At 47.9% G+C, this 22,475-nt stretch carries 20 protein-coding genes; all 20 read right to left on the minus strand.

Going from position 1 to position 22,475, the window contains the following annotated elements; genetic code table 11:
• Positions 1-94 precede the first annotated feature (94 nt).
• The 20 genes from ABNS04_RS04955 to ABNS04_RS05050 all read right to left on the minus strand — a co-directional run bounded on the left by ABNS04_RS04955 (position 95) and on the right by ABNS04_RS05050 (position 22,429).
• Complete coding sequence (locus tag ABNS04_RS04955; RefSeq protein WP_348671212.1) at positions 95-5,668, minus strand: DUF6701 domain-containing protein; 5,574 nt, start codon at positions 5,666-5,668, stop codon at positions 95-97.
• Positions 5,665-6,078: a hypothetical protein gene (locus ABNS04_RS04960; protein ID WP_006956797.1), complete on the minus strand. Its 414-nt coding sequence runs from the start codon at positions 6,076-6,078 to the stop codon at positions 5,665-5,667. The genes ABNS04_RS04955 and ABNS04_RS04960 overlap by 4 nt, the downstream gene beginning before the upstream one ends.
• Positions 6,068-6,892: a type II secretion system protein gene (locus tag ABNS04_RS04965; protein ID WP_272977718.1), complete on the minus strand. Its 825-nt coding sequence runs from the start codon at positions 6,890-6,892 to the stop codon at positions 6,068-6,070. The genes ABNS04_RS04960 and ABNS04_RS04965 overlap by 11 nt, the downstream gene beginning before the upstream one ends.
• On the minus strand, positions 6,892-7,428 hold the full coding sequence (locus tag ABNS04_RS04970; protein ID WP_272977719.1) for a type II secretion system protein: 537 nt from the start codon (positions 7,426-7,428) through the stop codon (positions 6,892-6,894). Before ABNS04_RS04970 ends, ABNS04_RS04965 begins: the two co-directional genes overlap by 1 nt.
• Positions 7,418-7,921, minus strand: a complete 504-nt coding sequence (locus tag ABNS04_RS04975; protein WP_272977720.1) for a prepilin-type N-terminal cleavage/methylation domain-containing protein — start codon at positions 7,919-7,921, stop codon at positions 7,418-7,420. The genes ABNS04_RS04970 and ABNS04_RS04975 overlap by 11 nt, the downstream gene beginning before the upstream one ends.
• A 69-nt stretch (positions 7,922-7,990) precedes the next feature.
• Positions 7,991-8,503 carry a type II secretion system protein gene (locus ABNS04_RS04980; protein WP_272977721.1) on the minus strand — a complete coding sequence of 171 codons (513 nt, stop codon included), beginning with the start codon at positions 8,501-8,503 and terminating at the stop codon, positions 7,991-7,993.
• A gap of 38 nt (positions 8,504-8,541) precedes the next feature.
• Positions 8,542-9,159, minus strand: a complete 618-nt coding sequence (locus ABNS04_RS04985) for a prepilin-type N-terminal cleavage/methylation domain-containing protein (protein WP_006956806.1) — start codon at positions 9,157-9,159, stop codon at positions 8,542-8,544.
• 53 nt (positions 9,160-9,212) lie between these two features.
• The gene (locus ABNS04_RS04990) at positions 9,213-9,671 is read right to left on the minus strand and encodes a hypothetical protein (RefSeq protein ID WP_272977722.1); all 459 of its coding nucleotides are present in this window, start codon (positions 9,669-9,671) and stop codon (positions 9,213-9,215) included.
• Complete coding sequence (locus tag ABNS04_RS04995) at positions 9,668-10,921, minus strand: type II secretion system F family protein (protein WP_006956810.1); 1,254 nt, start codon at positions 10,919-10,921, stop codon at positions 9,668-9,670. The genes ABNS04_RS04990 and ABNS04_RS04995 overlap by 4 nt, the downstream gene beginning before the upstream one ends.
• Before the next feature lie 2 nt (positions 10,922-10,923).
• The gene (locus ABNS04_RS05000) at positions 10,924-12,687 is read right to left on the minus strand and encodes a GspE/PulE family protein (RefSeq protein WP_006956812.1); all 1,764 of its coding nucleotides are present in this window, start codon (positions 12,685-12,687) and stop codon (positions 10,924-10,926) included.
• Positions 12,668-13,795, minus strand: a complete 1,128-nt coding sequence (locus tag ABNS04_RS05005; RefSeq protein ID WP_272977552.1) for a tetratricopeptide repeat protein — start codon at positions 13,793-13,795, stop codon at positions 12,668-12,670. Before ABNS04_RS05005 ends, ABNS04_RS05000 begins: the two co-directional genes overlap by 20 nt.
• Complete coding sequence (locus tag ABNS04_RS05010) at positions 13,792-14,721, minus strand: AAA family ATPase (protein ID WP_006956816.1); 930 nt, start codon at positions 14,719-14,721, stop codon at positions 13,792-13,794. Before ABNS04_RS05010 ends, ABNS04_RS05005 begins: the two co-directional genes overlap by 4 nt.
• 14 nt (positions 14,722-14,735) lie before the next feature.
• Positions 14,736-16,418: a pilus (MSHA type) biogenesis protein MshL gene (gene mshL / locus ABNS04_RS05015; RefSeq protein WP_006956818.1), complete on the minus strand. Its 1,683-nt coding sequence runs from the start codon at positions 16,416-16,418 to the stop codon at positions 14,736-14,738.
• A complete protein-coding gene (locus ABNS04_RS05020; protein ID WP_006956820.1) occupies positions 16,415-16,768 on the minus strand; it encodes a hypothetical protein in 354 nt (117 codons plus the stop codon). The genes mshL and ABNS04_RS05020 overlap by 4 nt, the downstream gene beginning before the upstream one ends.
• Positions 16,758-17,393: a hypothetical protein gene (locus ABNS04_RS05025; protein WP_006956821.1), complete on the minus strand. Its 636-nt coding sequence runs from the start codon at positions 17,391-17,393 to the stop codon at positions 16,758-16,760. The genes ABNS04_RS05020 and ABNS04_RS05025 overlap by 11 nt, the downstream gene beginning before the upstream one ends.
• Complete coding sequence (locus ABNS04_RS05030) at positions 17,386-17,979, minus strand: PilN domain-containing protein (protein ID WP_272977551.1); 594 nt, start codon at positions 17,977-17,979, stop codon at positions 17,386-17,388. Before ABNS04_RS05030 ends, ABNS04_RS05025 begins: the two co-directional genes overlap by 8 nt.
• Positions 17,976-18,908 (minus strand): hypothetical protein, encoded by a 933-nt coding sequence (locus ABNS04_RS05035; RefSeq protein WP_006956826.1) that lies wholly within the window; start codon positions 18,906-18,908, stop codon positions 17,976-17,978. Before ABNS04_RS05035 ends, ABNS04_RS05030 begins: the two co-directional genes overlap by 4 nt.
• A gap of 100 nt (positions 18,909-19,008) precedes the next feature.
• Complete coding sequence (locus ABNS04_RS05040; RefSeq protein ID WP_272977550.1) at positions 19,009-20,631, minus strand: methyl-accepting chemotaxis protein; 1,623 nt, start codon at positions 20,629-20,631, stop codon at positions 19,009-19,011.
• Between the two features lie 114 nt (positions 20,632-20,745).
• Positions 20,746-21,777 (minus strand): dihydroorotase, encoded by a 1,032-nt coding sequence (pyrC, locus tag ABNS04_RS05045; RefSeq protein WP_272977549.1) that lies wholly within the window; start codon positions 21,775-21,777, stop codon positions 20,746-20,748.
• A gap of 70 nt (positions 21,778-21,847) precedes the next feature.
• Positions 21,848-22,429, minus strand: a complete 582-nt coding sequence (locus ABNS04_RS05050) for a thymidine kinase (RefSeq protein ID WP_071463013.1) — start codon at positions 22,427-22,429, stop codon at positions 21,848-21,850.
• Positions 22,430-22,475: the final 46 nt, after the last annotated feature.

Consider the following 22,475-nt stretch of genomic DNA (forward strand, 5'->3'; position numbering starts at 1 on the left):
GCATGTGTAACAACTTTGCCTTATGCTATTTGCTTGTCAACAAAAGCGCAAGGAAGAATCTCGGTAAATTGCCTACAAATGAGTAAGTAGCTACTTACAAACCGACCTCTTGCCAATAGATTTGCCGATCACTGCCACTGTAAATACCAAAAATTCCAAGTGCAGTTGGGTTCTCATCATAAACACCGTCACCCGTCCAGTCGTACTGCAAATGGGGGGGAACCTCTAAGTCAAATTCAAATTGGAGGTTTTCGTCTGCCGGCAACCAGCGCAAACTTTCGTCATCTCCCCGCTCCACTGACTGAATTCGACCACCGCTCAGCGTTACTGAGTTATCAGCAGTATCCGCTATAGGACCAAGTTCAAGGTCAACACCCGGTGTTTCTGCACCCTCTTCTACCACATACCTCTCTTCCGAAAACGCATTGTTTGCAACGGTATAGCAGTTATTGTTTTCGTCGAGTTGGTACTCGTTGCCATTCCAGAACTCAACGTGTCCCTGAATGAGTAGTGGGTCGCTGATTGCTGATGCGACATTGTTGAGTACCATACGAGCAAACACCAGCCCCGCCGAATCAAAAGCAGCATAATCCGCATCTACGTAATCATCGTCTGCGGGTGCCGATAAACCGGTGTTCTCAAGTTGGCTATAATAATGATCCCCTTCCCCATCGTTTATGCGAATCCCAAGGGTATAGTTCTCGTAAGGTCCCTCTTCAGCGTCACTACGTAAAAACGTTGCTTGAGCATTGTTTAACAACCCGTAGCCCCAGTTGCCAGCCGAATCGTCCCAGTCAATTGGACCCACTAAACTCGACTCTTGAGCGTTTGGCGTAACTCGCAAATTAAACGATTGGCCATTGACATTAAACGCTGCAAACTCCAAGAACGCTTTTGCCAAATCACTCGCATAATTACGAGTGATATTACCGCTAGCGTTACGTGCCACGAGTTGGATAGGTAGCAAGCTTTGTGGCTCACCAATGTAATACGACGGTTGCGCTCCACAGGTATTTGCAAAGCCAGTGCCCGCCTCAAGCGTAAAGTGGTGCGGAATAAATCGACCGACAACAAACGGGGTTTCAAGCAAGTCGCTAGTATCTTGCCACTGAGATAGATACCCGCCGCCATTCTGTTGGGCTACTTGTGCTGTAATATTAGCATTACCGACTTCAGAGTAGGTAACCTGACCATTAGTAAAGGTACCTAATGCTGAACGCGAAAATTGTACTCCATTTTCCAACGAGCCGTCGTTATTAGCTACTGGCGGCGCAGCGGTCGCTGTCTCTTGTATAATCAGTCGTTCAGCCACCTGTTCAAGGCCAAAATTCGGGGTAATCTGATCTTGCGCATTACGTGCCGTTAACACGACCTTAAACGGATCGCCTGCTTTAGCTAAAATCTCAGTTGAACTCGATAAATCAGTATCTAGCTGGCTCGATTGCATATTGATATGGTGCGGTTGCCAAACAAAAGTGTTTGAATCGCCGCGCAGCGTAACACCGTTGCTCAAAGTTGCTTTCGCCGAGAGCTTCACCGCGCCTACATCATCATACCGCATCGCTAAATTCGCTCTACTGTCATTAAATTCAACCGCTACATTTTGATAGTTACCCGCAATTAAGTCGGTTGCATTTGCAGCCGTAAGCTCGGAGCCCACTTGGCCGCTTACCAAATACTCGCTTTCTGAACGACATTGGTTTGGATCCACACACTCCAACTGCATTTCAACTTGCGTTAAGTTATTTGTCAGCGCTTGACACTGCAGTGTATTGGTGTTCGTTTCTACAGCGCGAATTGTAACACCTTCAGATTGAATTCCCGCCGTTTGCCGTGGTATTTGCGTGCTCTGTAAACCAGCATCATAGAATACAAACCCAGCATTGCTAATTGCGATTTGACAATCGTCTACCACGCCATCCACTAAGCACACTGTCGGGTTAGCCGGTTGTGGCGAGCTTTGATTGGTTACCGATAGGTTGGCAACGCCCGCCTGAGTAGGGTTCAACTGCGTTAGTAACTGCGAACTCGTCGCCTGCCAACTCAGCGAAGACGGTGAGAAGTTTCCGTTATCAGTACCAAGCTCAATTGATGCAGGACGATTAAACGTTTCCGAGCAATCGGCATTAGCGCACGCTTTAACCGCTACTTCGGCACCGTTGCATAAAACTGCATTTTGGTTGAATGCCAGTTGATAATGATGCACGTCCTGCTCGTTTGGAGAGCCAGGAATTGAGCAAACTGACAAGTCCTTAATCCAATGATAATTCGTCTCGCCTCCAGTACTACCGGTAAAACTTAAATACACCTGTTCGGGCATCTGCGGCTGATCTTGAATATCATCGAGCTTCAAAATACTGACAAAATTATTGTTCGCGCCGTTTTCGTCCAGCTTACGTAGTACCTCGATACTTGGATTATCACCCGTTCCATCGATCAAGACTTTATAGGTATGTCCCGGTTTAGGGTTAAACACAGAATTTGGGTTTTGGTTCGCTGGCGAATCAATTGCAGGATCAAGTTCCTCTGAGGCGTCTAAGAACTTGTAATTCGTTGAATCAGCCCCACGAACGCCGACACGATTGGGGACCAATCGATTAAAGCCGCCAACTCGACCTTCGTTGCTTTGTGAAAAGTTACCATATTCATCAAAGCCAATACCAAGCCAACCGGCTTGAAAACCGGGCACACCACCATTACGTTGAGCGTAACCTAGAGAGCCACCATAACTGCCCGCTCGTGGATTACCATTACTAATACGACTCGCATCAGACAGTACTAAAGCAATACCATCTGCACCGGTGAAGCCTGGCGACTGCGAGCCCCAAGCGTATAGTTTAAACTCAATTTCAATGCGATGCCCTTTACCCGGAAATGCCTTCTGTAACGTTACCGCAGTCGCTCGATTATTCTGATTATCAGTCAGTTCTAAATATTGCTCATTGTGAGCTTCAACTAACTTAGGTGAGTAATTTTCGTCCTTGGAATAACTCAGCCAGTCATTGCCAAACACTTGCCCAGCCATATTCAATGAATAGCATTGATTGCCACTTGCTTGGCAAACACTCCGTTGGTCCATCAAGCGTTTTATATCGTTGCCAGATAAATAGCTATCAAACATTTGGAACTCATCAATAGCGCCATCAAAAAAGCGGTTACCATCTCCTTCTTTGTCCGCTCCTAACCGAAGCGAGCTATTGTTTGTTGTTGGTTTATCGTTAATCGAGGCGTCGATAATGACTTCGTTATCGACGGTTAATGTTTGCTTACCTGATTTAAAACGAGCGACGACGTAATGCCATTCACCATCATCAAACCGTTGCGTGCTGGTTAGGGAATGGACACCCCTTTGTCCTTGCCACCACCAGTTAATTTGACCAGAAGACGTTACGTGCAACTCGTAATTAGTATCTTTACTCACCAGAGTCATTAACCCGGAGTCTGGTGTCGTGCTATACCGAGCCCATAGCGCTATCGTATATTCGTTGGTCAAGTCCAGAACCGGATCATCGGGCAGCTCTATATACTGCTTGGCGGAGCGTTTAAAATACCCATACCCACACGTACCCATGCCGTTTTCGTCGACTGGTAAGGCAGAACTTGCGCTTGCTTGTTGCCATTCAAGTCCCTGTTTTGCTTGTCCATTGAGTAAATTCTTCGAGCCATCAAGCACGTCTGTATTTGTTGTCCATGGACCGTCATTCATTGACCACTTCAATATCGGCTGAAGAGGCGCTGCGGTGCCGACAGTACAATAGCCTCCACCTTGAATATCTACACCAGGTTGTTGATAGTTAATCTGTGCGGGTTGACCACAACCTGTCTGGTAAATATCACCGGCAGCGGCAAGGGCACCATTTACGATCGATGTATTCGCCTCGAAACAAAATAAAAACCAAGGTTCGCCGGCATTCGCAAGAAAAATATCGCCCGTTGCGTAGATATAGCCATTAATTCGCACATCGCGTTCAATGGTTAAATCGCCGTTAACGATCAGCATGAAATTATCAGCATCATCGTTCTGGTTTAATCGAGCGCCTTGTTCTATGGTCAGGGAACCATCAATGTATACCCGAGAAGTTGGCGCAGGTGTCTGGTAGTCTTCGCCTACGTTTGCAAATGAGCCTTGACGTAAATAATCGATGGGATCTAGCGTTCTCGGTAACTGCTGTCCGTATGGGGGAACATCGGGACGAATATTTACCAGACTATTATTTCCGGACGTTAGCGCTTGGTCCCAAATATCTGAACACTGTTTAAGCGTATCTACAGCTCCGCACGGGCGGCTACGATTAAAGAGTTGATTCACTTTTTGACTGGAATACACGCCGGTCGCGACTGTGACCTCATCAATTGAGCCGTTGACGCCATGGCCAGCAAATGACTGCCCGCCAATATATAAATTAGCACGGGATGACAGTGGGTTAAGCGATCTATTACTCACTCCAGCGGTTGCTTTAAGTACGCCATCAATATAGAGGTTAATATCGTCCGACTGCGCATCATAGGTTGCCGCTATATGATGCCAGTTGCCATCAAATACCTGTTGACCAGGTACCGAGACGTTGTGAATCCGGTCTAAACTATCGCGAATCTCAAAGTACAACGCGCCATCAGACACCCGTCTATAAACTTCAAAACGCCCGTTAGGTCCTTCGGTGGGTCCTTCACCATAAATCAATAGTGTTTGATATCGTTCGGACGATGAGCGTTGTGCTGATGCGCTGATATTAAACCACATTGAAAGACTGACACTTTCAGAAGCTGAAAGCTGCTGGGGTTGTGGAACTCTTACAAAGTCATCGCCCCCGAAACGCCCATAACGACACGTTCCGATATTCCCAGCAATCGCCGGCGAAAATGAACTCGTCGTAGGCTGACCGACAGCGGTTCCCGACAAGGAACTCGAAGCACTGTTAAGAACTTCGCCCGGCTCGCCTGTCCAACTCGATTCATCAAAGTGCCAGTCACCAACAAGTTGATACCCAACATTGTTTCCGCCTGTGCACGGTCCTTCATTTGCATTGATATTACAGGTTTCGTCGACATTGAGTGGTTTATTACCACAAGCATTACTCTGACTACTATCGGTACACTTTGCGTTGGCATAAGTACCGTTTATTTGACCATCGTTCCAAAGATCGCCATCGACATTTATGCTTCCGTTAATGACACCACTGCCATTATTTCTAATGTTTCCCTCAGCATCGACATTACCGTTGATAACGCGGTTGTTAATGAGATCCTTGTCAGTATAGAGGTTGCCATCGATTACACCGTCAGAAGTAATACTCCCGTTAGCAAAAATATCCGCTTTGATGGTTGATGAGGCATCTATCTTTACCGAATTCTGTGTTTGAAAGCGGAGCAACAGAGGAATTGACTGTTTGTTGTTAATAGTTGACTTAATGACGGTATTACCCGTAATAATAAGCTCTGCTTGAGAGGTCTTCTTAAACCTAATTTCATCCGAGCCATTCAGCGCAGTAAAAACACTTCCTGGACAAGTGATGCTCACTCCACCTGAATTTGCATTAACAGCCGTGCATTGCTCAAAAGGCTTGTTCTTCTTCCCAATATCTTTTGGAAACTCATACTGTTTGGCGTGTGACACCGCAGAAGCCGCAAATAACGAAAACATCAGCAAACATAAACTCATCCGTCTCATTCTAATGTCCTCGCTTCCATTGCTAACACACGTGTCGTGACTTGTGCTCCGACTGTGCACTCTCCCGTTGCTATCAACCGATAATGTGTATCAGATTCGTAATTATCACTCATGCATTGAATACTAACTTCGCAGTTCTGCAGGCCCTTGGCATCGCTAAAATCCATAGACGTGTCTACGGCAGGACAAGCTTGCATCTCGCTATCTAACGGGAATAATTGATTCATCCCCTGCTGCAAACCACTTTGCGCTGCAGTGAATGCCCGTGTGCCATACACCTCAGTTACAACACTTTCGTTACTGGTACGTAAGAGACCCGAAAGCGTTGCCACCAGCAGACTAGTTACCACGATCACGAATATAGCAACTATCAACGCACTGCCACGTTGTGATTGATAACTAGGGCGCATTGGGAATATGAACCTCTTGACTAAAAAACAACTGTTCATTATCTATACTATTAAATTGCAGGAACAGATGCACAATATTATTTTGCAACAAGGTGGTTTCATCTACTTGAAAAGCCGGCGCGTTATTAACTAAATTCGCCAAGTCGTTCCCCATTAGCGTGCCTGTGACACCCGCAAATCGCCCATTGGCTGGCGTAGGCTGCTGCTGCGACCAGCCATAATTAGCGTAACGATATATGTTTTGTCCCTCAACACAATAGCTGACGGGCGTACGTCCGATATACAGGCGTTGACGCGGCGAACGCTGACCATAGCGCGCGTTGCTACTCGCCAACGTTAGCTCAGTCACATTGCCAGAACGAGTTGTTTGTGCATTGACCTGCTCGTATCGATTAGAATTATTGGCGTAAACATGATTAGTACGCGTCGCGTAAATATAGAGTCTGTCAGTCACTTCGATAACAGACCAGTTGGCCAATGAAACAAAGGTTAACGTATTGGGTTGGTTATTACGAAACGGTGCGTCGTAATAGGTACCTGCTACGCGTGTCGGGACAAACTCTAAACACTGTATTGCGGTATTATTGCCGATATTTTTGGGAGTAACCCGTGCACTATTCGGTACCGAATTTCTCAGTTCTCGCGTTAGACGTTCGATCACAAATCGACTTTGATCGAGTACGCGTACTCGCTCGGCTCCACTGACAAACATCTGTGAGCCGAAACCCACAAACTGAAACGAGAAAATGGCGATAATTGCCAATAGCAAAATGACAATGACTAACTCAACGAGCGTGAAGCCTCTATTACGCATTACCAATTGCCTCTGAACGCCGAGAAGTCGATATTCTGCCCTTGTGGCGTAATGACAGTAACTTCGATACGCTTGAGTCTATCTGGTTGCTCGACCGCGACGCGCACCTGCAAACGAAACTGTCGATAATCGTCGGTCAGGTCATTCGCTAACGTATCAGCGACTTGGTTCCCCGAGAGTTCCAGGCAGTGATAGTCGTCCACATCGTCAAAGTTCTCTCGTGACGCCTCCTCTCGATAACTTGTATTACTGCAGTCATTGGGGATCGTCGTGCAACTCGGTCCACCTGTTTCGCCGCAACGAGCCTCGCCAACGGCACTAGACCCGTTTTCATCAAAACGGCGCGATAGAATTTCATTAATCAAACTTTGACCCAGCTCGGCGGCGCGCACTTGCTGCCACGGATTAACGCTTTGTTTAAACAGCGGTCCCATGCCCGCCGTTACGACCAGCGTGATAATGCCCACGACAACAATGCCTGCGATAATCTCGATAAGCGTGAAACCACGCTGTGGCTTGAGCTCTTTAACAGCCATAGATATAACCTTCGCGGTTGATACAGACTGACTGACTTGCGCCACTGGTTTCGGTGAAGGTGAATCGGCACGGTTGTGCGCCGCTACAGACTAAGCCAGATTCATCACGGGGGCGACCCAGTGAGTCGAACTCTATTTCTGTCGGTAAAGCGACATTCGTGTTCGTGCTGTTGGTGACCGTAAACGTTTTTCCTTGAAAATCTGCGATTTGACGTGCGTCGTCGGGATCTAGGCTGAATGTCGAGGTGGCAACGCCACAGTTTGTAGAAGTCGCTTGTCCAAGAGAGTTGGGTTGCAAAACAACCGCGGTACAGACCAATGAGGTATTCTGCATTGCTTTGAGCTGGCTATTACGCAGAATAGACAAGGTTCGCTCGCGTAATACTAAGCTTTCGGTGCCGCCCGAGCCAATGAACAACGGTGAGGCGCCAACCGCGAGAATACCCACCACTACTAAAACAATAATGAGTTCTACTAGGGTGAAGCCTTTCATAGGAGAGACCTTAGATATTCGGCCCGCCAAGGCGGCGAGCCGAGATTCGACCATTAAAAGATGGTTGGATTAGTTGCCGCAGCCGCTAACGTCGATTGCGACTGTTGGTGGTGTGTCTGCACTATCAGTTTGTTGGTAAGATACATAACAACCATTGTCAGCAGTTCCGCCAATCTCTGTAAAATCGGTAACAGCTGCACCATTATTACCAATATAACCTGCAGGACCGATATAAATAACTGTTGAGTCATCTGGGTCATCTGGGTCATCTGGGTCAACAAGACTCACCCACTCAGAAGAATCCAGTGATGCTGCTTTCACAATACCATCCGCAGTAGCTGTAGGATAGCCGTTAGCAATAGTTACATCACCAATAGCGGTAGAAAAGTCACCATCAACCGCCGCTTTCGCATAAACCGTTTGGTAAGCGCCTTGGATATTACCCTTCAAACCTTTAACTGCAGACTCACGAGCGTCACCCGAGAAGTTAAAGAACTGAGGTGCGGCAGTCACGGCAAGAATACCGAGCACCACAATAACGATAATTAGCTCGATGAGCGTGAAGCCTTTTTGATTACGCATGATTACTTTCTCCATTAAAAAAATATTCAGGTGCGGTGTTAGTTATTATTACTGAACACGTTTACACCACCATTCCTAGGGTTATATACAAACGAGTTTCCAACTGTCTGAAAGTCGTTACCCGTGGGTAAAGGGCTAACTCCTTTTATCGTGTTCACTAAATAATAAACACAAACTTGATTGGCAGCCTGTCCTTGTGCTGCACTACCGTTCGGATCATCGGTTGCATACGTATAGTATCGATACTCATCGATAGAACCGCTATCACCTTCTGCCATCACGGTCGGTGACCCTTGCAAGATTGCGGTCATCACAGTACGGCAATCGGCATTGGTTAACGTTGCATCAGTTGCCGAACTATTATTACCACTCACCGGATAGCCGGTATCACCGTCGACATACACGGGAACACCATCCATCTGCAACTGAGCGCCTGCGCCGTTTGTGCCGCCTTTAGGGCGACCTCGTAGCTCCCACTCGCCACGTACGATGCCGACAGCACTGGCAAAACCACCCGCGACGCCTTCGATAGCAGAGTCTTCCGCATCCGCTGTCACATCGGTAAAGCGCGGCAGTGCCGATGCGGCGAGCAAGCCAAGAATCACCACCACGATGATTAACTCGATGATTGTGAAACCGTGTTGCCGTTTATCCATAGTCAGCGTCCTTTATCATTTCTCATGATATTGTATAACGACATTTTTACAATTCATAGGTCAGATCCGACATTTTTTGGACGAACTTGACCTGTCTCAGCGTCATATACTTGCCAAGGCTTTTCATTAATACTGAAAATACATCGATTGCCCTCAACCCGTGCAGTTAGCTGGCGTGGCACATCAGCAAGACGTTGCCAAAGTGTTACACAACCTTGTTGCACGGCAGGCCAGCCACGCGCATTCATTTGTATAGTTTCTTCACTACTACTTATGTTAAGTGATACATGTGTCGGACGACCCCGCCGCATCCATTCCGCCCGAGCCAGTAATAAGGTGTCATTAAAACGCCGCAGTTCCATATCTCGTTGTGTTTCTTGCCACCCATTGTCGTCGCTCGGCGCGAACCAAATCCATAACGCGACTGCGGATAGCACCAATACGCTGATTATAACAACAACGTTTTGTAACAAACTGCGAAAACTCTGCTCGCTTTGCGCTTGGCTTTTCATCCCCGCCCCTGATACGCATTCATCATATCCCACATCGGCGTGAAGATACCCAGCGCAAGAATTAATACTAACACCGCCACAAAACCAATCATGACGGGTTCAATACGCGCAGTCAGCGTTTTTAAATCGTAATCCGTTTCTCGTTCATAATAATCAGCGACCTCTTTTAACAGCGTATCGCTTCGACCCGTTTCCTCGCCGACTACGATCATTTGTAATACCAGCGGCGTAAAAAGTTTGGACTGTCGTGCGGCACGAGACAAATTCTCGCCACGCTCAATAGTGCGCCGAATGTCTAAAATTTTGCGCTCCATGTGGGCATTATCAACGGCTTCAGACACCAATGAAAGCGCCTGCGTTAAGGGGACTCCCGCCGACAGCATAACCGCGAAACTGCGTGCAAAGCGAGACAGTATCGAACGCTCAAGAATCGAGCCGATAATCGGCATTCTTAATTTCCAACGGTCCCAAAATAGCCGACCGGAAGGGCTATTCACATAGGCGCGCACAGCAAAAAACGCCGCCACCATTGCGACAAGCATCAACGGCCAGTAGGCCACAAAAAACTCCGAGGTTCCCAGCAGTGCTCGCGTCGCCCAAGGTAACTCGACGTTAAAACGGCTGAACATATTGGCGAACGTTGGAATAACAAATATGTTTAAAACGAATAATGCAACCACAAGCGCAATCATCACAAAGGTCGGGTAGCGTGTCGCTGCCTTGATACGCTTACGCGTATCTTGCTCTTTTTCGAGGTAGAGGGCGAGTTGCTCAAATGACTCCTCTAGTTGACCGGTATTCTCGCCAACGTGCACGATAGCGACAATAAGACGTGAGAAGACTTTAGGATGCTGCGCCATACCTGCTGACAACGTGCGGCCGCGCTCCAATTGACTATGAACATCACGTAAGGCGCGCTCCAAGCGCTTATTTTGGGTGGTATCGGCGAGTCCCTCGATGGCGCGCAGAATGGGGATACCGGCATTGGTCAATGAATACATCTGACGGCAAAATATAATGAGTTGATCCAGCTCGACGCTCGGCTCGGTTAATGCTTTCAGTTGCATCCATAATGAACCTCTCGGCGCGCTCGCTTTACCGCCTTGAAGTTTGCCTTTACTAACCGCTACATCAACCGGGATCAGCCCACGCTGCATGAGTGCTTGCGCGGCACTTTTGGCATCATTTGCCTCTACTGTGCCTTGTTGAAGCGCGCCGGCTTTGTCTCTGGCTTTGTAGCTAAACTGCATGGTTAGTCATCACTCTCGCTACGTTGTGCGATTTCGCTTACGTTGGTAGCCGCAAAATTTTCCTCGACACTTTCTGCCAAGAACAATACTTCATCAATACTGGTAACGCCCTGCTTGGCAAAGTCCAGTGCGACATTGGCCATCGATCGGTAGCCCTGCGCATGTTTGGCCGCTTCAGCAAAGCGTTGGGTGTCCTCTTGCCGCAGAGCGTCCATCATCGCGCTATTCATCTCAAGCAATTCAAATACACCGATCCGACCTCGATAGCCCGTATGGTTACAGTTCTGGCAGCCGACACCTTTCTTAAAGGTTTGGTTGCAACTACCCTTTTCTAAATGTTCAAGAATCGCGCGCTGTGCCTCATCGGGCGTATCGTCATGCGCACACCGCTCACATACTCGTCTGACAAGTCGCTGCGCAATCACACCCCGCAAGGCAGCCGCTACTAGGTACGATGGCGCCCCCATATCAATCAACCGCATGGCACTGGTAATCGCATCGTTAGTGTGTAGCGTCGATAACACCATGTGACCTGTAATTGCTCCACGTAGACCAATTTCTACCGTCTCGTGGTCACGCATCTCACCCACCATGATGATATCTGGATCTTGTCGAAGTGTCGTGCGCAACACGCGAGCGAAATCAAGTCCAATCTTATTACTCACTTGGACCTGCGAAATCCTCGGTAAACGATATTCAACGGGATCCTCGACAGTGATCACTTTCTTCTCTTCCGTGTTAAGTTCACTTAGAGCACCGTAAAGCGTTGTCGTTTTACCCGAGCCCGTTGGCCCCGTGACAAGTAACATACCGTGTGGTCGATGAATTAGATGGCGGACGCGCTTGAGAATATCAGGCGGCATACCAACTTGATCCAGCGATAAGATACCACTCGATTGGTCGAGCAAACGCATGACACAGGCTTCACCATACTGCACTGGCATCGTTGATACCCGCACATCAATACTGTGCTTTTTGACTTTGATATTAAAGCGGCCATCTTGCGGTAGTCGTCGCTCCGAAATATCGAGCCCCGCCATTAGCTTTAATCGCAAAACGAGCGCATTCGCGATGTTCGTTTCATCAAGCACATTTTCCTGTAATACGCCATCGACACGCTGGCGAATACGCAGCATTTTTTGATCAGGCTCGATATGAATATCAGACGCTCGAACTTGTACTGCATCCTCAAAAATCGACTTTAATAACTTCGCGACGGTCGCATCATCGTCGTCGTCATCTAAGCTATCTGACCCGAGTGTAAAATCAGCGGTTTCTTCATATTCGGTTTGTAGTTGACTTGCGAAGGTTTCTATTTCTTTAGTGCGACGATATAGAGAGTCGAATGCCGATAAGAGCTCAGCTTCGGATACGACCGCTAAGGTCACCTCACGGGGCGATAAATGCTGAGTCACCGCATCGACCGCTGCAAGATCGGCGGGATCACTCATCCCGACTAGCGCACTTTCATCGTTCGCTTCGATCACCAGCGCTCGATAGCGTCGTGCTTGAACTTCAGGTAGTAACTGAACATCCTTTGGATTAATTTTACGGTCAGCAACGCTGACACGCTCTAGTTTCAGTTGCTGAGCCAAAAAGTCGAGCAGTTGCTCTTCGGTAATGTAGCCAAGATCACTGAGCGTCGCACCCAACTTGCGCCCACTGATTTGCTGTTCTTTAAGCGCACTTTCGAGTTGTGCTTCGCTGATGACTTGCTCGTGAACCAGCAAGTCACCCAATCGCATTTTAAGACGAGGTCGCTTCATCTTGATCTACCAATAAGTTGAGTTGTTGCTCGATAAATTCGAGCGTGGGTGCATGTTGGATTAATTCTTTTGCTCGATTAAAGAAACGAATCGCCGCATCCTTTTGAGCCAATTGTTGCGCAGCTATTGCCCGCCCTAACCACCAACGCCCCTCTGTCGGTTGAGCCTGTGCCAGCGACTGATAACTGTCGGCCATTAGCGTCCACTGATTCAGTTGTTGAGCTAGCTGAGCCTTAAGCCGGTAATACTCCAAATGACGACTAGCCTGCGGTTGCGCTTGCTTAAGCATGGTCAACGCGAGTTTTGGTTGCTGCCGCTTATCGAGCATCTTAGCCGCGAGCAGTCTTAATTCATGGGCTTGGGGATTAACTTCCAAACCGCGAGTAAGCACGGCTAATGCTTCCTGCCAACGATTCCGGCCGAATTGTAACGCGGCCAATTGTCGCCGCGCTTCGATGTGGCCCGGATCGATACTGAGCACTTTCTGCCAATGTTTCACCGCTTCGCTCAATAAGCCTTGCTCGGCGGTCTGTTTTGCAGCATTTATTTCCCGCGTGATGACTTGCTCCGGTGACAGTTGTACCGTTTTTCGCACGAGTGTCGGCGTGGGCTCTACTTCGCTCTCAGGCACGGCTTCCTGCGCATCATCAACCTCCGTTGACTCTGTTGCTTGCGGCTGTTCTGTCCTAGAAGACGTGGGCGGTACTTGTGCAGTATGCGTCGAATGATCCGCTTTAGATTGCTCAGCCGCAGGGGAATGCTGTTCAACCGGTTGTTGCCTGCTCGATGATTGTGTCACCGCTTGCGCTTCAGTTTGCGTCTCGGTTTGCGCTGGACGTGCGAAATTATTAGTCGACTCAACTGGCTCCGGCTCACTCACTTTTGGCACCGGTTGAGGTGCATTTACCGTCTCATTTTCGACCCAGCGATCCCAACTTAGGGCGCCGAAAATTAATGCAATCACAAGTAGCACTACGGCAACGATTGCAACCACCCAAGGGGTACGCGAAGAGGGACCCGCAACAGCAGAACCGCCGACACTCTCTGCTTCGCCGGGCTTTTGACCGCGTTTATCTAAATCTTTTAATACCTTATTCAATATACTCATGCGACAGAGTTCCACGGCCACGCTGGATGTTCAAAAGTTAAACTAACGATCGCTGAAACGGCCACACACACCAGTAGAATGGACCAAATGATCAGTCTGACCATCGGCGAACGATAACGCGTATCTGACGTATCCTTCGTTGCCAACCTCAAATCTTTATGTGACAACTTTCGACGACCTTCACCATAGGCTAATAAGAGCATTTTGTGCGCCAGCACATTAACGAGTCTCGGAATACCTCGGCTACTCTCATACAAGGCTGAAACCAAACCTGCTGAAAATATCGGTTCCCCCTTATAGCCAGCAATGCGCATTCGGTGGCCGATGTACTGTGCAGTTTCTCGTGCGTTCATTGCCGTAAGTCGATGCGAAAACGAAATACGCTGCCTGAGCTGCCGAAAGTTATGCTGGGCTAGCCGTTCATCAAGTTCGGGCTGTCCGACCAAAATAATATGAAGCAATTTACGTGATTCAGTTTCTAAATTAGATAGCAATCTTAATGCTTCTAAACTATCTTCTGGTAGCGCTTGCGCCTCATCCACGATAAGTACCACTGCACGTCCCGCGTGGTTAATTTCGAGCAGTTTATCCTGCAGTGCGCGAGCTAAAGGATGCTCACTTTCAATATCCGCAGTTTCAACTCCAAGTTCTTGCGCAACAGCACGACGTAATTGATCGGGATTAAGATAGGAGTCTGGTACGTAAGCCGTGTAAAAATAATCGGGAATTTCTTCCAACAGACGGCGGCATAGCAACGTTTTACCCGTACCGACTTCACCGGTCACTTTGATAAAGCCTTCACCGGTATTCAATGCCGTTAATACCACTTTAGCAGCTTGATCGTGACTCTTTAGCTCACAATAAAACTGTGTATTGGGCGTAATGGTAAACGGCAGTTGATTTAGCCCGTAGTGATACAAGTACATAGCGCGCCTGACACCTACTGTTCATGCGCGATGTCTGGAAACCAGGTTTCCAACAGTTCACGTGAGCGCTCTAACTCCTTCTGCCACGTATCGGCGCCAATAACTGTTGGCTTGATCAATATCACTAACTCTTTTTTCGATGCATCGTTACTCTTGTTTTTGAATAGGTTCCCTACCAGCGGCAGATCGCCAAGCAATGGTACCTTTTCTACGTTTTCTGACGTTGAGTTTTGCATCAAACCACCGAGTACAACGATCTCACCACTGCGCGCTCGTACAATCGTATCAGATTCACGAATATTACTGCGCGCCAATGGCAAACGCAGTGTTTCATCGCCAATCGTAATTACTTTTTCTTGTTCCTTCGTCTCAACGACTGACGGATGCACATGCAGTGTGACCTCGCCGTCGTCACTTATTTGCGGTGTGACATCAAGCGAAATACCCGAGAAAAAGGGCGTCAAATCAACATTTGAACTCGTCAACGCGTCTTGTGTGACCGTGGTATTGGTCTGCGACGTTACATCCGTGACGTAATATTCGTCTTCACCAATCTTTATCACCGCCTTTTGATTATTTGATGCGGTGACACGCGGGTTTGAAAGCACCTGCACGCTGCCTTGCGTTTGCAGCAATTCAAGAAAGCCGGTAAAGCGATTAGAGTTAAAGGTTAAACCGAACACACCATCCGCCGTCGCGGCAGCGATATCGTTCGGGACAGAGCCATTAAATCCGAAATCAAATCGCCCGCTCATGTTTAATTCATTCCAGCGAATACCCTGTTGATATTGGTCGCCTAGTGTTACTTCAACAATGCGTGCTTCTAAAATCACTTGTCTTTGTAAACGGGACTGTAAATTGTCGAGAAACTGACCCACTGCACGCAGTTTTGATGGTTGTGCAGTGACACTTACAAGCCCAGCTTGTGGCGAGAGCACGACGCTGCCATTACCGCCGACAATGCCTTGGATCATATCTTCCAAACTACCCCAAAGATCCGTTTCTGACTGCGTATTGACCGATGCGCCATTAGCACCGCCGGCATTCATATTGCCGAAGTTCTGATTTTGGCCGCCACCGTTGAGACCACCTAATCCACCCATGTTGGATGAACCGCTATTATTGTAGCTGTTATTGTTTCCATAGGTATTATTGTTATTTCGCTCTTGGCTAACACCGCCGCTCGTAATTTGCGTTTGCGATAAGCCAAAGCGCTTCAACGAAAGATAATCGAGCGTAAAGGTTTGCGTGCGAACACCGGCAGGGTATACCTGGATCATACGACCATCGCGACGAATCTCATAACCATAGATATCGCTTATAACATCGAGCGTTTCATCGATAGTCACATCTTTTAGATCAAGCGAAATATCACCTGAGACATCTGGGTGAACTACGATATTGTAAGGTGTATCCACTGTAAGACTGTAAAAAAATTGCTTTGCGGCCACACCATCAGCCTGTAATACAAAGCGAGGTTCGCTACCAACGAGAGCACGGGACTCGCCTGCTTGGCGCTCTACTGACTGGTTCAAGAAAGCGGCCACATCGTCCGGTACCGCTGATGATGCGGGTTGCTTTCCTTGCACAGGGGTATCTTGCTGCATCGCCTTATAAGCCTCGCGCGGTTTTTCATCGGGCTGATAGGCACAGCTCGTCAGCAACGTTGCCACCGCTGCTATCCAAAGCACTCTCATTGTTGATCTCCCTGAGATTCGATATTCTTTATATTCAATGGCTGAAATAATTTAAGTATTCGTTGAACCGAGCCATTGCTTAAGGTAACACTGTTCGAACCGATGTCCTCAACACGAAACCCTGCAATAGTGTCACCGAGACTTAGCCATTGATTGTTTATTAGGGCACGCTGCGACGTAGCCGAGACAACGACTTGCGCTAATACTAAGTTCGTATCCTGCTGAGAACTTACCCCACGCCCTGCAGTCCAACCGTATGGTTGAGTTGGATCTTGAGCTTGCGCTGTAAATGAAGCGACTGATACGACGGTCGCCAGTAGCCACGTCAAACGATAAGGACTAGTTTGCACCGATAAACTCCTTATCCATACTGATAATACGCCATGCGATACTCAGTTCAGCTTCGGGATAGCTATCCACACGATAATTAAACTTCAGCCATTCAACTTCAGGAAACTCAGCTTGAAGTTGCTCTGCATAGCCCATGATATGTTCGAAGTCACCCTTGAATACGGCATCGACGCGATGCTGATACAAAGCACCACTCTGCTCATCTGTGATGCGTTCAGGCTGAGGTGTCGTCAACGAAACCAGTTGCATGTCATCAGGATAATTCAATGCGGCGCGTAAAAACGCTTTCCGTTGTGCCGCGCCTAATACGCTATAGCCGCTTGCGCGCTCTACTAGTTGCGTCAAACGCGCCTGCTTACGTTCAATATCATCACGAATCGGCTGGTTTACATCCTGTTGTAACTGTGACTTCAATTGCTCGTTCAACGCGCGTACTTGGCTCAACTGCTGAGCCAACTGTTCGGTTCGTAATTTGCTGGAATTCATTGCTTTAATGTTTGGAAGTAATAATGTACTCCCCATATATACGGCAATAAGCACCCACACTAATATCGCAATTAAAATGCGTCTATCCCGAGGCTGTTGCTGAAACCATTGATTTAACTGTTGCCAGCGCTTATTCATCTGAACCTCGCTCACTCGCTAGGCTAAAGCTTTGATTGTCTTGTTCATATTGAGACAAATCGACGACCGAGAAGCGACTATTCTCGAGTACAGGCTTTCCTTCAAAACGCGCCATCCACTTCGGAATGAGGTGCCCCTTTATAGCTTTACCGTGCAAGTTAATCCGACCCTCTTCAATACCAAACTCGGTTAACCAGAGTCCATCCATATCAATGGCGCTTAATTCCGACATCAACTGCTGAGGCGCAATCAATTGACGCGATTCGAGATTAGTGAGCCGGTCGTTAAGCTCCATTTGCTGTTGGATCTGACGAGATAATTTATCGGACTGATCGATCAATTGTTGATTGGGGCTTTTCTGCTGAACTTGCGCCTGAAGTTGTGTTTGTTGCTGCTGCAACTGCTGTAACTGCTGATTCATCTCATCAGCGGTCGCTTGCCGTTCGCTGGCTAAGCTCTTTAACACTATCCACGCAACAAGTAATAAAATAGCCAGTGCTACAGCTACCACTAAACTGCGAGCAAGCGAGAGTCGGAGAACAATGGGTTTGAGCTCATCGGTATATAAATTTATGAACTGCTTCATTGTGCCGCCCCCTCTATCCGTGAGGATAAGCTAGCACCCAGCGCTTCTAAGTCCGAGAAGTCTCCCTCACATAGCTCGCTCATCCAGCTCGGATACTCAAACAACTCAACATCAGCTGCTAGCAAGTCACGCAATGATTCTGCCATGGCCTCTCGTTGTGGACCGGCTATCGCTAACACAATTCGGCGTAGACTCGCTTGACGGAGCTGCCCTTCATAGTAATCCATCGAGCGCTGTATTTCTGTCGCCAAAGGTTCCAAGGCGCCGAGTTCAATCTCTTGCGCTGAATACTTAGACAAGTCTCGGACGCCTCTCAGTTCACGTGTGAACACCAACGCTCCAGCGCGATATATTTGCACCACGTAGCGACTTTTACTCAAACCGTAAAGCACCAAGCAAGCATTGTCGGTGGTTTGAAATAAATTCTTCAACACCACTTCACTGACGGTAATGCTATCGAGTTGCCACGACTGCGAAGCGACCGCCTCAACGATTTGACTCAGCAATGTCTTGGAGGCAACAACGGCCGTTATTTTATCTTGTCCACTCGCATTTAATGGCAGATCGTAATAATCGGTCACCATCTCATCGGGACTCATATCGGTCAGCTCATCTAATTGAAACCGTAAACTTGCGGCAAGATCCTGTTCAGGTACGTCGGGACGTTCAACAGTGGTTGATTGATAATGAGCGGGCTGCAGCACAACAGTAACGGGTGCATGCTCTAAAGACAGTTTTTTATAACGTTCGTTAAAGGCATTTAACGCATGGTCAATGTGATTATTTTTGATCGGTTCAACATCATTCACGATCAACTCAGGCTCTTGCTCTGTTTTTATTTTAAGGACAAGGAAACGAAGCTCAGTCGCATTAATACTGACTACAAGCTGATAATTTGAAGCGTTTTTTTTCCCGAACAAAAAGCGCACTGAGCATTCCTTTGTTTATTTTTTGTTTATGTTATCAAACCACATACGCCTTTTGGAACAAAAATGCGCGTTATTTCCCCGTTTTTTGATTATCCTCTCACTAATCTAAAGAAAAACGTTTCACCGTTTGTTCGAGTTTTGCCGCCAGTGACTGCAAAGTGTGCGCAGTACCGCTTGAATGGCGTGTCGCTTCTTGGTTTTGTTGCGCCATACCGGCAAATCGCTCAACGGTTTCAGCGACCTCATCGCTGGCACGGTTCTGCTCATTCAACGCTTCGCTAATCTCTTGTACGACCTGCATCACGTCATTAAAACTGTCGCGTATCCGTCTCATTGCTTGTCCAGTCATGTCCGCAAGTTCAACGCCTTCCTCGACTTCACTGACGCCATGCTTCATTTGCTTAACGCTACTTTGCGTACCGCGTTGAATCTCTCCAACCATGTGTTCAATCTCATCCGTTGACTCTGCAGTACGTTGTGCCAGGCTTCTGACCTCATCTGCTACAACTGAGAAGCTCCGTCCTTGGTCGCCCGCACGAGCCGCTTCAATCGCTGCATTTAACGCCAGCAAGTTTGTTTGATCAGCGATACCTTTGATAACCGACACAATATCGTTAATTTTCTCTGACTGAGCATCAAGTTCAGTCAGTCGTTGTGAAGCTTGCGTGACAGCTTGGTTAATACGATCCATCGCTTGTGTCATCTGCTCAATGACCGTACTGCTCTCGCGGGCTTCCTCACTCGAGCGATGAGCAATACTTCGTGCTTGCTCGGCATTGTTTGACACCTGCTCAATACTCGCACTTAATTCTTGTATCGCAGTCGCAACCGAATCAGATGCTTGTGTTTGTTCATCCGAAGATGCAGACAGTTGTTCGGCGGTACTCGCCACCACGCCGCTGGAATCATTAAGCTCATTAACGGCGTGTCGAATGTTATTTAGCATCGCTTTCAGCTTGTCTTGCATGGACTTTAAGGTCGTGAGCACCTGCGCTATTTCATCCTTGCCGTCCGTGGTAATTCGATAGTTTAATTGCCCGTCGGCAATGGCATCAATCGCCTGTTGCGCATCGGCCAAGCGATTCTGAAGTTGCTTTTTGAATGTCCAAGCCGAACCAATCGCAACAAGTGCCACCACTAAACCACCCAATAATGTTGTCCATTCCGCCAATAGGCTCGCCTGATCGGCCTCTGCATGGCGTTCCGTGAGTTGCGTGCGCTCAAAAGCGATAAAGCTATCCATTAACTCACGCATCGCTTGCATGTCTTCGCGGCCACGACCTTGTTTTACAAGATATGCAGCCTGATCTAAGCCCATCGCACCGGGACCGTATTGCAACCGTATCGAAATAACCGGCTCCATAGCCTCTTCGAGCCAGCGTTGATACAGCTGATTAAACTCCTCTAAACGTTTGAGTTGCGCCGATGAGCTCTGGCTGAGCTGTTTTAGCTGTTCCCATGATTTAGACAGGTGAGCCTTTCCTTCATCATAGGGCACCTTGTCCTCGTCGTTTCCACTGATGACATAGCCACGTTGACCACTTTGAATCAGCAATAATTGCTTAACCAAATCTTCCGCAACAGTAATAACAGTAAACGTTTGCTCTGCTTGAGAAGTTGTGTTTACGAGTGATCGAATACTGAATAGCGTCGTTGTGATCAATACAACGAGGACTAGGAGGATGGCAGCAAATGCCGTGTACAGCTTGTGGGTTAGTTTCATGGGCTTGACCAATACCAAAATTAAGAATACTTAATCTAGTATCGGTCAATCAAAAGATAACTTCAGCCCTGAGAAATGTCATAGTAAACTCAGGGCTGCGGTCAAACGCGCTTATTATGAACGCTTCCAGTGCAACGTTTGACCGGCATAGTAAGGTACAATAGGCCCTGTCGCGGTTGCGACTTGCTCAGGTACTTGCCAAGTGTCCTGCGTTAAGGTTAAGCGCTCTTCATTCAATGGTAGTTGATAAAACTGCGCGCCAAACACCGAACTAAAATTCTCTAACTTATCGAGCGCATTATGCTGACTAAAAAACTCCGCGTAGAGTTCAATGGCAGCAGGGGCCGAATAGCAGCCTGCGCAGCCACATGCGGTCTCTTTGTTGGCTTTTACATGCGGCGCGGAATCTGTTCCTAGAAAGAATTTGGCACTCCCCGATAAAGCCGCATTTTGTAAACGCTCCTGATGCTCACGACGTTTTAAAATCGGTAAGCAATAGTTGTGCGGACGCACTCCCCCCACTAACAGATGATTGCGATTCATCAACAAATGCTGAGGGGTTATCGTAGCCGCCACATTGTCATGAGCCGAAGTCACAAAGTCGACTGCGTCACCGGTCGTAATGTGCTCCAAAATCAACTTCAGCTCAGGAAATTGCTGAGTAATCGGGATCAAATGACGCTCAATGAACACTTTCTCGCGGTCAAAAATATCGATATCAGCGTCGGTCACTTCACCATGAACCAGCAACGGCACAGCGTGCGCCTGCATCGCTTCGAGTACGGGGGCTAAAGCTTCGACTGATTTTACGCCAGAGGCTGAGTTAGTGGTTGCGCCTGAAGGATAGAGTTTAAAGCCGATGACTTTGTCTTCAGCGGCTGCTTTTTTTACTTCTTCGACCGTCGTCTCGCCTGTTAAATAAAGTGCCATACGAGGATCAAAGCGCTGATCCGCGCCGAGCTGGGCCATGATGCGTTCACGATAACTTAATGCGGAAGACACGGTTGTCACCGGGGGGACTAAATTCGGCATAACCACCGCACGGTGAAACACTTCAGCAGAATGCGGCACTGTAGTCGCCAGCATTTCTTCATCGCGTAAGTGTAAGTGCCAATCATCGGGGCGGCGGATCGTAATTGAGTTCATCAAGTTACCTCATCGGAGCGAATACACACCCCTAGTATACTGTGTTCGTCAAGTCAGCAACAGAACCTCGTTAACGAATACCCATCGCTTCTTTCCAATGGGTTCTGCAACACGATATATAGCGGTCGTTACCGCCAATCGCAATTTGTTGGCCCATCTTTACTGCATTACCGTGCTCATCCACCCTAAGCGACATCGTTGCTTTGCGTCCACAGTGGCAAATCGTCTTCATTTCAACCAGTTTATCTGCGACAGCGAGCAGTACAGCGCTACCAGGAAACGCATCACCAAAAGCGTCGGTACGGATGCCGTAGCACATGACCGGAATATTGTGTGTATCGACAATGGTCGTTAGCTGCCAAACTTGTTGTTCCGTTAAAAATTGCGCCTCATCAAGCAAAACACAGTCAATTCGACGCTGATGATACTGCTTTAAAATCAGTTCAACGAGATCACAGTCCTGCGTAAACTGGAGGGCATCACGCGCTATACCTAAACGTGAGGCAATTTTCCCCTGTCCTGCGCGGTTATCGATCGCAGGGGTCATGAGCAACACTTGCTGCTCACGCTCTTCATAGTTATGTGCCACCTGTAATAACGAGGTGCTTTTGCCGGCATTCATTGCCGAATAGGTAAAATAAAGTGATGCCATAGTGGGATTCTTTTTATTATCCGAGTCAATTCTGTGCCAAAATAAT

This window comes from uncultured Idiomarina sp. (assembly GCF_964010655.1).
In the GTDB taxonomy this organism is placed as follows: Bacteria; Pseudomonadota; Gammaproteobacteria; order Enterobacterales; family Alteromonadaceae; genus Idiomarina; species Idiomarina baltica.

Excerpts from the sequence above, each read along its gene's own strand:
- ABNS04_RS04955 (WP_348671212.1), bottom strand. The coding sequence starts at position 5,668 with ATGAGACGGATGAGTTTATGTTTGCTGATGTTTTCGTTATTTGCGGCT.
- ABNS04_RS04960 (WP_006956797.1), bottom strand. The coding sequence starts at position 6,078 with ATGCGCCCTAGTTATCAATCACAACGTGGCAGTGCGTTGATAGTTGCT.
- ABNS04_RS04965 (WP_272977718.1), bottom strand. The coding sequence starts at position 6,892 with ATGCGTAATAGAGGCTTCACGCTCGTTGAGTTAGTCATTGTCATTTTG.
- ABNS04_RS04970 (WP_272977719.1), bottom strand. The coding sequence starts at position 7,428 with ATGGCTGTTAAAGAGCTCAAGCCACAGCGTGGTTTCACGCTTATCGAG.
- ABNS04_RS04975 (WP_272977720.1), bottom strand. The coding sequence starts at position 7,921 with ATGAAAGGCTTCACCCTAGTAGAACTCATTATTGTTTTAGTAGTGGTG.
- ABNS04_RS04980 (WP_272977721.1), bottom strand. The coding sequence starts at position 8,503 with ATGCGTAATCAAAAAGGCTTCACGCTCATCGAGCTAATTATCGTTATT.
- ABNS04_RS04985 (WP_006956806.1), bottom strand. The coding sequence starts at position 9,159 with ATGGATAAACGGCAACACGGTTTCACAATCATCGAGTTAATCATCGTG.
- ABNS04_RS04990 (WP_272977722.1), bottom strand. The coding sequence starts at position 9,671 with ATGAAAAGCCAAGCGCAAAGCGAGCAGAGTTTTCGCAGTTTGTTACAA.
- ABNS04_RS04995 (WP_006956810.1), bottom strand. The coding sequence starts at position 10,921 with ATGCAGTTTAGCTACAAAGCCAGAGACAAAGCCGGCGCGCTTCAACAA.
- ABNS04_RS05000 (WP_006956812.1), bottom strand. The coding sequence starts at position 12,687 with ATGAAGCGACCTCGTCTTAAAATGCGATTGGGTGACTTGCTGGTTCAC.
- ABNS04_RS05005 (WP_272977552.1), bottom strand. The coding sequence starts at position 13,795 with ATGAGTATATTGAATAAGGTATTAAAAGATTTAGATAAACGCGGTCAA.
- ABNS04_RS05010 (WP_006956816.1), bottom strand. The coding sequence starts at position 14,721 with ATGTACTTGTATCACTACGGGCTAAATCAACTGCCGTTTACCATTACG.
- mshL (WP_006956818.1), bottom strand. The coding sequence starts at position 16,418 with ATGAGAGTGCTTTGGATAGCAGCGGTGGCAACGTTGCTGACGAGCTGT.
- ABNS04_RS05025 (WP_006956821.1), bottom strand. The coding sequence starts at position 17,393 with ATGAATAAGCGCTGGCAACAGTTAAATCAATGGTTTCAGCAACAGCCT.
- ABNS04_RS05030 (WP_272977551.1), bottom strand. The coding sequence starts at position 17,979 with ATGAAGCAGTTCATAAATTTATATACCGATGAGCTCAAACCCATTGTT.
- ABNS04_RS05040 (WP_272977550.1), bottom strand. The coding sequence starts at position 20,631 with ATGAAACTAACCCACAAGCTGTACACGGCATTTGCTGCCATCCTCCTA.
- pyrC (WP_272977549.1), bottom strand. The coding sequence starts at position 21,777 with ATGAACTCAATTACGATCCGCCGCCCCGATGATTGGCACTTACACTTA.
- ABNS04_RS05050 (WP_071463013.1), bottom strand. The coding sequence starts at position 22,429 with ATGGCATCACTTTATTTTACCTATTCGGCAATGAATGCCGGCAAAAGC.